Below are 14,860 nucleotides of genomic sequence, written 5' to 3' on the forward strand. Positions count from 1 at the left end.
AACCCATGGATTTTTTAAAAGCACTACAAGAAAGATACACGACTAAGAATTATGACAATTCTAAAAGTATATCCTCAGAAGTAATTCAGGACTTAAAAGAGGTTTTAAGACTAAGTCCTTCTTCAATCAATAGTCAACCTTGGGAGTTTGTATTTGTGTCTACTAAAGAGATGAAAGAAGAATTAGCAAAAGTATCTCAGCACAATACAGAAAAGGTGTTGCATTGTGATACGGTAGTTGTTTTTAGATGCATTGATAATTTAGCTCTTTTTGCTGAAGAATTAGAAGGAAGACTGCCGGAGTACGCTTGGGGGTTTTATAAAAGCTACGCGGACAACAATTCAGACGAAGCTGTAAAAAACTGGATGCAAAAGCAGTTGTATATTTCTTTGGGAGTGTTTTTGAGTGCTTGTGCCACTATGGGGATAGATGCTACACCTATGGAAGGGATAGAGCCTGAGAAGTATGATGAGATTGTAGGTAACAAAAATTACAAGTCTGTTTTTGCCGTAGCTATTGGTCATAGAGATAGTAATGACTTTAATCAACCTAGCAAAAAGCCAAAAACAAGGAAAGACCTACATAAAGTTGTGAGAGATTTATAATTTCAACTCCACAAAATCACCTTCTGCATACGTTTCTGTAAGTACTTTATCTTTAGATACTTTTAATTGCTGTGTCCCAATCAATACCTGTAAACATTTTGCATTTATATTAAGCACTTTAGCTCTTAGTGTGTTTTCTTCATTACACGGTAAAAGTAAGGTAGGCTGTCCTTGTCCTGTAACTACACCTTTTTCTATTACACAAACATTATCCGCCAATGTCAATACCTCATGTAAGTTATGACTCACCATAATTACTGTAAATCGATATCGCTTTTGCAAGGTTAACAAATAGCCTTGCAATTTATTTCTAAGACTTTCGTCTAGGGCAGCAAAAGGTTCATCTAACAACAACAATTCAGGCTCTTGGACTAAAGCACGTGCCAGAGCAACTCTTTGTTTCTGACCTCCTGAAAGTTCGCTAGGCCTAGATTTTAAGAGCTCTCTTATTTCTAAAGTATCAATAACATCGTTTAAAAGATGAGCATTCACATCTTTCTTTACAAAATCTAAATTCTGTTGCACTGTCATGTTAGGAAACAAAGCATAGTCCTGAAAGACATAGGCCGTATTTCTTTCTGCCAAAGGCAAGAATTTATCATTATCTGTACAGACCCAACACTCATCGTTTGCTTTTATCGTACCAGAATCTATTTTATCTAAACCACTTATCAATCGTAGTAGAGACGTTTTACCAGCCCCAGAAGGTCCGTATATAGCATTGATAGCATAAGCTTTAAAACATGCTTTTATTTGCAAGTGAAAAGCTCTGCTTTTAACATTATATGTCTTCGTAAAGTCGCAGTAAATCATTTCACAACCCTTTTTAAATGTCCGCCATTCACTAAATAAACCAACAATAGTATCGCAAAAGAAATCGCTAATAAAACCAAAGAGTATTCATTGGCAGTATGGTAGTTTAACGACTCCACTTCATCATAAACTGCTATAGAAGCAACCTTGGTTTCTCCCGGAATATTCCCTCCAATCATTAAAACAACTCCAAATTCACCAATAGTATGCGCAAAACATAACACAATACCAGTTAACAATGCAGGTCTAATGTTGGGTAGTAAAACTTTGGTTAAAATGGTTAGATTCGATTTCCCCATCAATCTAGCAGTCTCTACATAAGATCTTGGTAATGCTGCCAAACCTGCCTGAATTGGATGTACCATAAAAGGCAGACTATAAATAACCGATGCCACTACCAATCCTGGGAAAGAAAAGACCAATGTCAATCCAAAACAATCGTGTAGCCAGCTTCCTACAAGCGTATGCGGCCCTAATCCAATTAATAAATAAAAACCTAAAACAGTAGGAGGTAAGACCAAGGGCAAGCTAACAATCGTTTCTAAAACAGCTTTAAATCGAGAACGCATGCGAACCAAACCATAACTTAGAGGTATGGCAATGCAAAACAATAAAACTGTAGTTATAACGGCTAGTTTTAAAGTTAATAGAATGGGTTCAAAATTCATTAACGCAAGTTAGTTTAGAGAATCAAATATAACGAATTTGGGGGTTGTTTTAAAAAACAGTGTCTTTATTTAAACATTTGATGTATTGTCTCTAAGCTAGACTACAACACATTACTACTAATAAATATCAATAAATAAGCTATAACTAATTCTATCAGATCGTTGAAAAATATGTAGCTTTTACTCTTCCCCCTCAATCACCACCAAAGCCATTTTAATAGCTGCATAGTCCAACTGCTCATTAAAGTATTCGTAATAACTTTTTAGAGAGTTTGGGTTTTCAATAGTTTCTTTGGCTTTACGAACGGCATCTATTTCTTTTTCAGACACAAAATCTGTTAGTTGAATGTTCATCCCTTCTTGGTAGAGCTTTACAAAGTGACTTTGTACCGTATTTAAGGTCAAACCTCTTTGTTGTGCAATTTCTTCAGCAGATAAACCTTCTTTATAAGCATCGAAAGTTTCTAAATGAGTGGCTTTTTTACCCTTTTTACTGACTTTAGGCTTTTTTACAACCTTTTCTTTGTTAAAACGTATAATTTCGGTGATGAAGTCGTACCCATAATCTTGTAGTTTTTGTTTACCAACTCCGTCAATCGCCAACAAATCATCGTCTGTTACAGGTCTTTCATTTGCAATATTCTTAAGCGTAGCATCGTTAAAAACCACATAAGCAGGTACTCCTTTAGCTGTTGCCAATTCCAAACGTAATACACGCAAACGTTCAAATAAATTGTTTTCTGGCTTGCTTGCTTTTTGTGGTGTTTTGGCATCTGCTTTCACAAAATCGGTAGGTTTGGTTAACGATACTTTCATCCCATTAAACAACACCTCTTTAGACAGTTCATTCAGCTTTAAGGCATTGTTTTCGTGAAAAGCAATTTCAAAATAACCTTGATTAATAAGCTGTACCATGTATTGCTGTAAATCTTTCCAAGGAATATCTTTAGCAACCCCATAAGTTTTCAATTGATTGTAGTTATTGTCTAAAATAGCTGCATTCTGTGAACCTCTTAAGAAATCGACCACCACGTTTAACGGTTCTTTTTCTTGCAATCTAAATATTCCAGACAATACTTTTTGAGCCACAATGGTTCCATCGAAAAAAGTAGGAGGGTGGTTACAAACATCACAGTTCCCACATTTTTCCGTGGCAGTTTCTCCAAAGTAACTTAACAATATATTTCTTCTACAACTGGTCGCTTCTGCATATTGTTTCATACGCTCTAACTTGGCCAATTGTACTTCTTTATTTCCAGAATTCTCTGCAAATCTTTGCAACTGAATTACGTCTGCATAAGAATGAAATAATATGGTTTCTGAGTCCACACCATCACGCCCTGCACGTCCAATTTCTTGATAATAACCTTCAATATTTTTAGGTAGGTTGTAATGAATAATCCAACGAACGTTAGATTTATCAATTCCCATTCCAAAAGCAATGGTTGCACAAATAATTGGAGTTGTATCACGTACAAAAGCATCTTGCACCTTGCTTCGCTCATCTGCTGGCAATCCTGCATGATAGGCAGCTGCTTTGTGTCCGTTCTTTTGCAAACGCTCTGCCAATTGTTCTGTTTGTTTTCTACTTAAGCAGTAAATAATTCCAGACTCATTGGCTCTAGACTTTACAAAATCAACAATCTGTCTAACCCTGTCTTGTGCAGGACGAACCTCTAAACTTAAATTTGCACGGTTAAATGAGCTGATATTTTTAATTGCATTTGGAATCTCTAACTGATTCACAATATCCTCACGTGTTGCTTTGTCTGCAGTTGCAGTTAAAGCAATTAAAGGAGTGTTTGGCAAACGTTTCTTTAGAAAAGCCAATTGGGTATAAGCAGGCCTAAAGTCGTGTCCCCAAGACGAAATACAATGTGCCTCATCCACTGCAATTAAACTTACTTGGGTTACTTGCGACAATTGTTCAAAAAAAGCCAAACTTTCGGGAGCCAAATACAATAGTTTAATAGTTCCGTCTTTAACACGGGTAATAATCTCTACATTTTCAGCATCCGACTGCGAACTATTAACATAAGCAGCAGGAATACCATTGGCATTTAAAGCATCTACCTGATCTTTCATCAATGCTATTAAAGGAGAAATTACGAGCGTTAATCCAGGTAAAATAATAGCTGGTAACTGGTAACAAATAGATTTACCACCTCCTGTTGGCATAATCACCAAATTGTCATTACCTTCTAAAACACTTGTAATAATTTCTTTTTGAAGTGGTCTAAATTGTTCGTAACCAAAATAGTCCTTAAGTGTAGTATATAGCAATTCTGATGTATTCATAGGGAGGCAATTATGGGTGCAAAAATAGTGAAATAGTTCTGAAAGCAATACTATAACTTAGACTTAGAAACACGACTGATTGTTTGGGTGTTACAGCACCCATACAACTATAAAGGCAGTGTTTATCTAATAAAAGACTGTTTTGTAGTGCAGGTGTAGGGGTGCAAAATTCTTTTAAAAAGGAATGGTTGCTTAAATTTATAGGATTGCTTTTTTGTTTGGCAATCAAACCAAAAACTAACTTTATGAACATAAAAATACTTAAAAAAGTCCTACTAATATTGTTGTTGATTTTCTTCACAACAATTACCCTAAATGCACAAAGTATAAGTCTAGGAAAAGGAAGTTATACCACAAGCTTTCCAGGTACTGATTCAGCCGGAAGGAATGGTTTTCCATCAGGATCTCCACAATTAAGCGGTAGCGCAATAGGCAAACCTGTCCCAACAAATGATTGGTGGTCTAAATTGGTAAAGGAAGATCATGCAGACAACCTTTTTAATTATCCAATGACACTAAAAACCACCAATCAAGGATTGATAACAACCTATATTCCTTGGGGTGTAATTGGAGACAATGCGGCTATAAGAGTAGGGTTAACAGGCTTAAACACCTCCAAAACTACAGTTTCTAATTATTCCGACTGGACTGTTACTATGAATTGGAAAGATGCCAGCCATGAATTGAGTGCTACTGCTGGAATAGCCATGCCTTTTATTTATTTTGAAAAGAATGACGATGCAGAAGTACGAATAGAAGTAAACTCTGGGAATGCTACTGTTCAGAACGAAATGCTAATTGTAGAAAATGCGAGTAGCGGTGCAGATTTTGTGATTTATGCTCCTACTGGAAGTACCTGGAATACATCAGGAAATACATATACCTCTAGTTTAAACAATAAGAATTATTGGTCTTTAATTATGTTACCGCAATCAACTAGCAATGTAACTGCATCGGCTAGTAATTATAAAAAATATGCTTATGTTTTTCCAGTAGATACTAAGGTAGACTGGTCTTACAACAACAATACAGCAATGGTTACTACTAATTTCACGGTTACTACCAGTGTAAAAGAAGGAATCTACAACAATGTATTGCAGGGCTTATTACCACATCAATGGGATCATTTAACTACAAGTTCTCCAAAACCTAACGGCGAGACGTATGCTTCGGTTAGAGGTGAGTTAAAAATGTTAGATGGAAATCAGTTTTCTGTTGAAAATCGTTTTAGTGGAATTTTACCCACATTGCCTTATTTAGCGAATTATAGCGATGGGTTTAGTCCTGCTGCGATGGCAGATAAAATCAATCAAATTAAAAATGACGGCTTACCTACTTGGACCGATTCCTACAACGAAGGACAGTTGATGAATCGTTTGATTCAGACTGCTAGAATTGCAGATCAAACGGGAGATATAGAGGCTAGAGACAAGATGATAGCAACCATTAAAGAACGCTTAGAAGATTGGCTTACCTACCAGAGCGGTGAAAAGGCTTTCTTGTTTTATTACAACTCAAATTGGTCAGCTATGTTGGGGTATCCTGCAGGACACGGTCAAGACAACAATATTAATGACCACCATTTTCATTGGGGGTATTTTATACATGCAGCAGCATTTTTAGAACAATTTCAACCAGGATGGGTAAATGAATGGGGAGCATTTATTAACTATTTAATTCGTGATGCAGCAAGCCCTGATAGAAACGATACACTTTTCCCTTTTTTAAGAAACTTTAGTCCTTATGCAGGGCATTGTTGGGCGAATGGTTTTGCTTCTTTTCCACAAGGGAACGATCAAGAATCTACATCTGAAAGTATGCAATTTAACTCCTCTTTAATTCACTGGGGAACCATTACAGGAAATGATGAGATTAGAGATTTGGGGATTTATTTATACACCACCGAACAAACAGCAGTAGAAGAATATTGGTTTGATATGAACGAACGAAATTTTAGCCCTAGCCAACCTTATGCACTAGTTTCTAGAGTCTGGGGAAACTCCTACGACAATGGTACTTTTTGGACATCTGATATTACTGCATCTTATGGTATAGAATTGTATCCTATGCACGGAGGTTCATTGTATTTAGGGCAAAACGAGGCATATCAACAAAAAATATGGAACGAACTACAAGCAAACACGGGGATATTAAGCACTAGTGACACCAACCCGAACTTATGGCACGATACTTTCTGGAAATATTTGTCTTTGCTGGACCCAGAAAGAGCTATTGAATTGTACAACTCCTATCCTAATAGAAATTTAAAGTTTGGTATTTCCGATGCGCAAACCTATCATTGGGTACATGGTATGAACGCATTAGGTAAATTAAAACCCGAAATCACAGCCAATTATCCTATTACAGCTGTTTTTGAAAAAAACGGGATTAAAACCTATGTGGCACATAATTATACCAACACATCTTTAACCGTTCAATTTTCTGATGGATTTAGCTTACTTGTACCTGCACATCAATTGGCTACCAATAGAGATGTGAATGTTACAGGAGTCATTAGTTCAGATTTTGACCAAGCCTTTCCGAATGGGAGTGTGAATTTAAGTGTAAGCACTACTGGAGCTGTAAGTAAAGTTGAGTTTTTTAATAACGGAACTAAAATAGGCGAAGACACTAGCACACCATTTACCTTTAAGGCTACCAACTTATCTCTTGGTAAACAAGGTGTTTATGCAAAAGTATATGAAAATGATCAATTTAACGTAACTAACTCTGTAACCATAACTGTTGGAGAACAAGTGCCATATTCTGGTACTCCTATTGCAATTCCTGGAGTTTTTCAAGCAGGTCATTACGATACCTATGAAGGAGGTGTTGGACAGGATATTTCTTATGTAGATCTATCTAGAAATAATGAGGGAGATTTTAGAACCAGTGAATATGTGGATGCCGCAACCGTAAATGGAGAAGGAGCTACTATAGGTTGGATTTCTTCTGGTGAATGGGTAGAATATACGGTAGATGTTGCAACGTCTGGAAATTACGATGTAAGTTTTAGGTATGCATCGGGAAACAATAATGGAGGAGGGCCCTTTTATATAGCGACTAATGGTAATAAAGTAAGCAACGATATATTCGTTTCTAGTACTGGTGACTGGGATACTTTTGCAACAAAAACAGTACAAACAATTCCATTACAAAAAGGAAAACAAGTAATACGTTTGGTGTTTAATGGTGGGGAGTTTAATATAGGTAGACTTACATTTACACATAAAAGCAACCTGTCTTACGAACCTCCTGTAGCAAATGCCGGCGATAATGTTTCTGTAATGCTACCGACCAGTACAGCTACCCTAGACGGTTCAGGGAGTTCGGGGCCTATTGGTACAGCTCTTAACTACAAATGGGAACAAATTTACGGTCCAAGTACTATTAGTTTTACAAATACTACAGCTATCAACACGAATATAAGTAACTTAGAAGAAGGTGTGTATAAATGTAAACTAACTGTTGGCTATAGCACCTATAGTTCTAGCAGCGAAGTATTGGTAATTGTTACATCTACAGGAAATGTGGCCCCTGCTGTAAATTTAATAGCACCTAATAATAATACCAGCTTTCAAGAAGGAGCTACCATAACCTTAAACGCAACTGCCAGCGATTTAGATGGTACAATTAGCAAAGTAGCATTTTATGCAAACGGGGAGAAGCTAGGAGAAGATACTACAGCTCCTTATACATACTCTTGGTCTGGAGCTTCTATAGGAGCGCATACAATTACGGCAATAGCTACAGATAAAGCAAATGCAACAAGAACATCAGAACCTAGAACAATTACAGTAAACGAAGTAAAATCATGCTCCGAAATCTCTAAAGAAGCCATACAAGGTAGTTTTTCTAAAGGTTACAATGTTACTTTTGAAACCATAGGAACTAATGTTAATATTACTTTTGACTTATTAGACACAGACAAGGTTGGAGTCGTTGCATTTTTATGGAAAGCAGATCCTTTTGAAGAAACACAAATGGATCATATTTCAGGAAATAAATTCACAAAGACGATTGGAGGTGTATCAGAAGGAGAAACTATTAGATACGCTTGTAAGTTTGCCTATGCAGGTGGATTATCTGCTACTCAATACTTTAATTACCAAGTAGGAGAAAGTTGTAGCTTTACTTTACCATCAGACAACTTTACCATTAAAACTACTGGAGAAACATGCCCCAATGCTTCTAATGGAGTCGTAGAAATAACGTCAAAAGCAACAAACAGTTACAATGCAATCTTAGAGGGGGTAAGCTATACTTTTAGCAACCAAACAACCATTGCTAATTTAGCTCCTGGAACTTATAATTTATGTATAACAGTAGAAGGACTAAGCTATGAACAATGCTACAATATTGTAGTAGCCTCAAGCAGTAAAGCCATTGTTTCTTCGGTTGATAATAATCAAAATACAACCATTCACATAGAAGAAGGAACTGCACCATATAAGGTGTATATCAACAATGAACAAATATTAGAAACCTCCGAAACGGATTTTTCTCTCCCTGTTCAACAAGGAGATGTCATCAATGTAAAAACGGCTTTAGAATGTGAAGGAGACTATCAAACAAGAATAGATTATTATTCAAATATTAGAGCATATCCAAATCCAACCCAAGGAGTTATTTCTATTGATGTTCCTGCTTCTTTTGAGATAGTTCCTGTACAAGTATTCAATGCTGGTTCACAAGCTATTGCAGACTTACAAATAAAGCCAACAAACAACCAGATTGAAATAGATTTGAGTGAATTTACCACAGGAGTTTATTATCTAAGATTACAATTAAAAGAATCAGTGATAATTAAAGTAGTAAAATTGTAAATTAATAGAGCTGTAGAGCCTCGTCCAAAATTTCGGACAAGGTTTCTACAGCTATATCTTTATGTGCGCTTACAGGAAATATTTTAATAACAGTTCTGTCTCCAGCAACCAATGCAGGGTGTTTCATTTTAGAACCTCTTGCAAAACCTAAGTAAGGTTCGTTGGTCTTTTTATCCTTCCAAATATAACAAAGAGGTTTCTTTTTAAAGTAGAGGTAAGGAAGTCCCCACTTTCTATAAACTTCAATCTCATCATGATAATTAAGAATAAAGTCTTTTAAGAACAAAAACACACTTTTGTTGGGCTCTTCCAGTTTGTCAAAAAAGTGTTCTATTTCGTTCATTTTCTAAGATTTTTGGATTTAGGAATCAAGAGCCAAAAAATTGAAAGTCTTAATTTTTGTCAGTTCGAGTGGTTTTCGAAGAATGAGAAAATTGTATCGAGAACTTTTTTATTGCTAAAATAACTTCTCGATACGCTTCGCACTCGAAGTGACAATTATGTTAAGCTTCTAAATAATAATCCAAAGCCTCCTCTATCAAATCAACAGAGACTTTACAATCTATTTTATATTTTTCTATACCTTCTAGCAATACAAAGTTAACTTGTCCGTTTACATTCTTCTTATCATGCTTCATTAAGTCTATAATAGCAGGATAGTCTTCTTTTAGTAAAGGAATCGTTCCAAAGATTCTTACAATTGTACTCTTAACGACTTCTAAATCCTCTTGAGGGAAATCGAAAAGCTTAGAAGAGATATATGCCTCTGTAATCATTCCAACCGCAATTGCTTGTCCGTGTGTTAAGGTCTCTTTGTGTTCAGATTCTAAGAAATAAGATTCAATTCCGTGTCCTAAAGTATGCCCGTAGTTTAAAATCTTACGTAAATTAGACTCTAATCTATCTTCTAAAACTACTTCGTTTTTAATTTCAATAGAACGGTGAATCATTCCTACTAAATCTACCTCGCTTTCTTCTAAAAACTGATCCCACAACGATTTATCGTAAGTCAATCCATATTTGATAATTTCCGCAGTTCCTGAAGTAATTTCTTTTTCTGGTAATGTTTTTAAGAACAATGGATCTATAATAACCATTTCAGGGTCTGCAAATAGCCCAATCTGATTTTTTAACACTCCTAAATCCACTCCTGTTTTACCTCCAACAGAAGCATCTACCATACTTAAAAGAGTAGTAGGGACATTGATAAACTGAATCCCACGTTTGTAACAAGAAGCCACAAAACCACCCATATCGGTAATAACACCACCACCAATATTTAGTAACAAACTCTTTCTATCGGCTCCTAAATCTGTTAAAGCCTCCCAAAGACTCATACAAGTACCTAAGTTTTTGTTTACTTCTCCAGATTCAATTTCAATAACTTCAAACTCAATAGCAGCCTCTATTTCTTGCTGTACAATTGGCAAACAATGTTCATGTGTATTCTCATCTACTAAAACAAATACTTTTTTAAATCCTTTTTTATTGATGAATTCATTTAAAGCATTGTATCCAGTTTCTTGAAAATGTACAGGATAACCTGTAGAAATAATTGTTTGCATATTCTTTTGTATTTGGGCTGCAAATTACGTCAAATTATTTTTTTTTCATACAGCATTTGCAATAAAAAGAAAGCTCTTACGTCTACTTAAAAAATGATTACTTTTACTCAACAACACAACTGCACACATGATACGTAGAATTCTAATATTTGTTGCCATTTTAGTGGTTTTAGATATTTATGTTTTAACAAGCTATAAAAGCTTTTTAAGAGAAAACAGCTTAAGGCCTTGGTTAAAATGGTTCTATTGGATAAGTATGCTTATAAGTTATGGTTGTTTTGTCTTAGTTATGGCTAAGTTTGATGACAGACCTTCACAATCTAGTTTGTGGATGAACCTTTGGTTTGGTTATACTTTTGCCTTTGTAATACTTAAAATAGGCTTGGTTGCGTTTTCTTTCTTAGACGATATTATTAGAATTGTTCTTTATATTGGGAAATTTATATGGAGAATATTTTCTCATGCCGAAACTCCCGTAGCATTAGATTCCAGAAGAAAATTTATTGGACAAGTTGGAATGGGATTGGCAAGCGTGCCTTTTTTATCCATGCTCTACGGTATTACCAAAGGGAAATACAATTATAAAGTAAAAAACGTCTCCCTGTCTTTTAAAAACCTACCCAAAGCTTTTGACGGATTAAAAATTGTACAAATCTCCGATGTACACTCAGGAAGTTTTGACGATATAAACGAAGTAAAACACGGGGTAGACATCATACAGGCTCAGAATCCAGATTTAATATTGTTTACTGGGGATTTGGTAAATAACGAGGCTGATGAAATAGTACCTTATAAAGATTTATTTGGAGGATTAAGTGCTCCGTATGGGAAAATATCATCCTTAGGAAATCACGATTACGGAACCCATAAACGTTGGAATAGTAAAGAAGAGAAACAGAAAAACTTATTAGATTTATTTGCACATCAAAAGGACATGGGGTTTGAGTTGTTAAACAACAGAAACATAACTCTTAAAAAGGAGGGTGCAGAAATTGATATTGTGGGAGTAGAGAATTGGGGAAAACCGCCATTTCCTCAGAAAGGAGATTTAGACAAAGCATTGGAAGATGCCAAATCAGACAACTTTAAAGTCTTATTGTCTCACGATCCTACACATTGGGACGAAAAAGTTATTCCACATCAACAACATATAGATTTAACATTATCAGGACATACCCACGGAATGCAATTTGGAGTAGAAATACCTGGTTTTAAGTGGAGTCCCTCAAAATATATATACAAACGTTGGGCAGGTTTATACAATAACAAAGAGCAGTATTTATATGTAAATAGAGGTTTTGGTTTCTTAGGATTCCCAGGAAGAGTTGGAATTTGGCCAGAAATTACCGTTATTACATTAAATCATCAAGATGCCTAGTTTATGAACCAAAGAAGCTTTCAACAAAATCTTAAATACTGGTACAGTAAATCTAAACTTGCTTTACATCAACGAAAAGAAAAAAAAGAGGAGTTGGTAAAACGTTTAGAATTGTTGGAATATGCAGAACAGAATCCCGACTTTAATTTAAGTATGGTAAATGTTTGTGGGGTATACGAAATTGCAGGAGGAAATCCAGATGCCACAGACAGTTACTACACTGGCTTGTTAAATATAGACTTAATTAGCAACCAGATAGAAGCTAGTTGGTTGATAGAAGGCTCACAACATCAAACGGGCTATGGTTTTGTGTTTAACGACACATTGGTAATCCATTTTTGTTACGAAGCAGATAAAAGTTTGTACAACGGAATCGTTGCTTATCAATTTATAACTCCCGAAATAGTTATAGGTAAATGGACCGAAGAAATTGCTATTGAAAACGCTTTTGAAATGTGTCGTAAATTAAGCCCCAAAGAGTTAGGAGAAGATTTTCCAGAAGACTTTTTAAGTGTAAACTGATTTTCAGAGGGCAAAGAACAATTTACAATAGATAAAAGTAATAGGGTAGGACATTATAAAAGAATTAACGAATCGTTGTTTTAATATTTTACACTTACTGGCCTCTTTTGCATCGTAGATTTTGACTAAAAACAGCCTTCTTATCAAAGCATGTATTTTCGCAAAGCAAACAAAATAACAGTTGACAAAAACACGTTGTATTACCCTTAATTTCACATTGTAAAATATTAATTTCTAACTGTTAATTGAAAATTGCTAATTGTTCATTGATAATTGAATCTATCTGAGTTCTTTTACCTATTTTTGCGCTTGAAAATTTAACGAACAACAATGCAAGAAATCAGAAACATCGCTATTATTGCGCACGTAGACCACGGTAAGACTACTTTGGTAGATAAAATTATTGATCAAGCAAAAGTTTTAGACGAGCGTAAAGAGCGTACTGAATTATTATTAGATAATAACGATTTAGAACGTGAAAGAGGAATTACAATTCTATCTAAGAACGTATCTGTTAACTATAAAGGAACTAAAATTAATGTAATTGATACTCCTGGCCATGCCGATTTTGGTGGAGAGGTTGAGCGTGTATTAAAAATGGCAGACGGTGTTTTGTTATTAGTAGATGCATTTGAAGGTCCTATGCCACAGACTCGTTTTGTATTAGGAAAAGCAATTGAGTTAGGATTAACTCCTATTGTTGTTGTAAACAAAGTAGATAAAGAAAACTGTACTCCAGATTTAGTACACGAGAAAGTATTTGACTTAATGTTTGCTTTAGATGCTAGTGAAGAGCAATTAGAGTTTGCAACAATCTATGGTTCTGCTAAGAACAACTGGATGAGTACAGACTGGAAAGATCAAACTACAGACATCGTACCTTTATTAGATGCTGTTTTAGAATCTATCCCAGCTACAAAATACAACGAAGGTACTCCTCAGATGCAAATTACTTCATTAGACTTCTCTTCATTTAAAGGAAGAATTGCTATCGGACGTATTTTCCGTGGAGACTTAGAAGTAAATAAAGATTACATGTTGTGTAAAGCAGACGGTTCTACTAAAAAAGTTAGAATTAAAGAATTACACGTATTCGAAGGAATGGGGAAACGTCAGGTAGAAAAAGTACCTTGTGGAGACATTTGTGCTATTACAGGTATTGATGATTTTGAAATTGGTGATACAATTGCAGATTTAGAAAATCCTGAAGCATTACCTAGAACAGAGATTGACCAACCTACAATGAGTATGTTGTTTACTATTAACAACTCTCCTTTCTTTGGTAAAGAAGGAAAATTTGTTACTTCTAGACACTTACGTGATCGTTTATTTAAGGAATTAGAGAAAAACTTAGCGTTAAGAGTTGAGGAAACGGACACCGAAGATAAGTTCAACGTATTTGGACGTGGAGTATTACACTTATCTGTATTAATTGAAACAATGAGACGTGAAGGATATGAACTACAAGTAGGTCGTCCTCAGGTTATCTTAAAAGAGATTGATGGTGTTAAGAGTGAACCATACGAAACATTAACGATCGATGTACCAGAAGATGTATCTTCTAAAGCTGTAAACTTAGTTTCTTTACGTAAAGGAGACTTAATGGTTATGGAGCCAAAAGGAGATTTACAACACTTAGAGTTTACAATTCCTTCTAGAGGTTTAATTGGTTTAAGAAACAAAATCTTAACTGCTACTGCTGGTCAGGCAATTATTAACCACCGTTTTTCTGAGTACGGACCTTACAAAGGAGAGTTCCCAGAAGAATTAAAAGGAGCTATTGTTTCTTCTGAAACTGGTAAAGCTACTGCATATGCTATTGATAGATTACAAGATAGAGGTAAATTCTTTATTGATCCTAACCAAGAAATCTACAAAGGACAGGTAGTTGGAGAAAACAGTAAGTCTGATGATATGGCTGTAAACTTGATCAAAGGAAAGAAATTATCTAACGTACGTTCTGCTGGTAACGATGATGCAGTTAAAATTGCACCAAAAATTGATTACTCTTTAGAAGAGTGTATGGAATACATTAGAGAAGATGAATATTTAGAAATTACACCTGAAAACTTACGTATGCGTAAGATTAATTTCAAAGGATAATTTTTTTATCATAAAAATTGAAACTCCTTCATTAATTTGAAGGAGTTTTTTTATACTTTCAAATTACATTTAAAGTACTGCT

10 protein-coding genes are annotated in these 14,860 nt (G+C 35.2%); 5 read left to right on the forward strand and 5 right to left on the reverse strand.

Annotation, left to right across the window (positions count from 1 at the left end; genetic code table 11):
• Positions 1 to 5 precede the first annotated feature (5 nt).
• Positions 6 to 605 carry a nitroreductase family protein gene (locus ACXHHC_RS02360; protein ID WP_458228051.1) on the forward strand — a complete coding sequence of 200 codons (600 nt, stop codon included), beginning with the start codon at positions 6 to 8 and terminating at the stop codon, positions 603 to 605.
• Here the strand turns inward: ACXHHC_RS02360 and ACXHHC_RS02365 are convergent.
• From ACXHHC_RS02365 to recQ, 3 genes are all read right to left on the reverse strand, one after another.
• Positions 600 to 1,418, reverse strand: a complete 819-nt coding sequence (locus ACXHHC_RS02365; protein ID WP_458228052.1) for an ATP-binding cassette domain-containing protein — start codon at positions 1,416 to 1,418, stop codon at positions 600 to 602. The genes ACXHHC_RS02360 and ACXHHC_RS02365 overlap by 6 nt on opposite strands.
• Positions 1,415 to 2,086: a molybdate ABC transporter permease subunit gene (modB, locus tag ACXHHC_RS02370; protein WP_458228053.1), complete on the reverse strand. Its 672-nt coding sequence runs from the start codon at positions 2,084 to 2,086 to the stop codon at positions 1,415 to 1,417. Before modB ends, ACXHHC_RS02365 begins: the two co-directional genes overlap by 4 nt.
• Positions 2,087 to 2,266: 180 nt before the next feature.
• Positions 2,267 to 4,384 (reverse strand): DNA helicase RecQ, encoded by a 2,118-nt coding sequence (gene recQ, locus ACXHHC_RS02375; protein WP_458228054.1) that lies wholly within the window; start codon positions 4,382 to 4,384, stop codon positions 2,267 to 2,269.
• 245 nt (positions 4,385 to 4,629) lie between these two features.
• Between recQ and ACXHHC_RS02380 the strand changes: the two genes are divergently transcribed.
• Positions 4,630 to 9,210 carry a glycosyl hydrolase gene (locus ACXHHC_RS02380; RefSeq protein ID WP_458228055.1) on the forward strand — a complete coding sequence of 1,527 codons (4,581 nt, stop codon included), beginning with the start codon at positions 4,630 to 4,632 and terminating at the stop codon, positions 9,208 to 9,210.
• A 1-nt stretch (position 9,211) separates the two neighbouring features.
• On the opposite strand, the gene ACXHHC_RS02385 is transcribed toward ACXHHC_RS02380, so the two are convergent.
• Together ACXHHC_RS02385 and aroB are read right to left on the reverse strand one after the other, a co-directional pair.
• Entirely contained in the window at positions 9,212 to 9,553 is a 342-nt protein-coding gene (locus ACXHHC_RS02385) for a DUF1801 domain-containing protein (protein ID WP_458228056.1), read from the reverse strand.
• Between the two features lie 160 nt (positions 9,554 to 9,713).
• Positions 9,714 to 10,775 (reverse strand): 3-dehydroquinate synthase, encoded by a 1,062-nt coding sequence (aroB, locus tag ACXHHC_RS02390; RefSeq protein WP_458228057.1) that lies wholly within the window; start codon positions 10,773 to 10,775, stop codon positions 9,714 to 9,716.
• A gap of 127 nt (positions 10,776 to 10,902) precedes the next feature.
• Between aroB and ACXHHC_RS02395 the strand changes: the two genes are divergently transcribed.
• The 3 genes from ACXHHC_RS02395 (at position 10,903) to typA (ending at position 14,778) form a co-directional block, all read left to right on the forward strand.
• Positions 10,903 to 12,153: a metallophosphoesterase gene (locus ACXHHC_RS02395; protein WP_458228058.1), complete on the forward strand. Its 1,251-nt coding sequence runs from the start codon at positions 10,903 to 10,905 to the stop codon at positions 12,151 to 12,153.
• Positions 12,154 to 12,156: 3 nt separating this feature from the next.
• On the forward strand, positions 12,157 to 12,675 hold the full coding sequence (locus ACXHHC_RS02400; protein WP_458228059.1) for a hypothetical protein: 519 nt from the start codon (positions 12,157 to 12,159) through the stop codon (positions 12,673 to 12,675).
• 330 nt (positions 12,676 to 13,005) lie between these two features.
• The gene (gene typA / locus ACXHHC_RS02405) at positions 13,006 to 14,778 is read left to right on the forward strand and encodes a translational GTPase TypA (protein WP_458228060.1); all 1,773 of its coding nucleotides are present in this window, start codon (positions 13,006 to 13,008) and stop codon (positions 14,776 to 14,778) included.
• Positions 14,779 to 14,860: the final 82 nt, after the last annotated feature.

This window comes from Wenyingzhuangia sp. IMCC45574 (genome assembly GCF_054182685.1).

Excerpts from the sequence above, each read along its gene's own strand:
- ACXHHC_RS02385 (WP_458228056.1), bottom strand. The coding sequence starts at position 9,553 with ATGAACGAAATAGAACACTTTTTTGACAAACTGGAAGAGCCCAACAAA.
- ACXHHC_RS02400 (WP_458228059.1), top strand. The coding sequence starts at position 12,157 with ATGAACCAAAGAAGCTTTCAACAAAATCTTAAATACTGGTACAGTAAA.
- ACXHHC_RS02395 (WP_458228058.1), top strand. The coding sequence starts at position 10,903 with ATGATACGTAGAATTCTAATATTTGTTGCCATTTTAGTGGTTTTAGAT.
- modB (WP_458228053.1), bottom strand. The coding sequence starts at position 2,086 with ATGAATTTTGAACCCATTCTATTAACTTTAAAACTAGCCGTTATAACT.
- recQ (WP_458228054.1), bottom strand. The coding sequence starts at position 4,384 with ATGAATACATCAGAATTGCTATATACTACACTTAAGGACTATTTTGGT.
- ACXHHC_RS02360 (WP_458228051.1), top strand. The coding sequence starts at position 6 with ATGGATTTTTTAAAAGCACTACAAGAAAGATACACGACTAAGAATTAT.
- ACXHHC_RS02365 (WP_458228052.1), bottom strand. The coding sequence starts at position 1,418 with ATGATTTACTGCGACTTTACGAAGACATATAATGTTAAAAGCAGAGCT.
- aroB (WP_458228057.1), bottom strand. The coding sequence starts at position 10,775 with ATGCAAACAATTATTTCTACAGGTTATCCTGTACATTTTCAAGAAACT.
- ACXHHC_RS02380 (WP_458228055.1), top strand. The coding sequence starts at position 4,630 with ATGAACATAAAAATACTTAAAAAAGTCCTACTAATATTGTTGTTGATT.
- typA (WP_458228060.1), top strand. The coding sequence starts at position 13,006 with ATGCAAGAAATCAGAAACATCGCTATTATTGCGCACGTAGACCACGGT.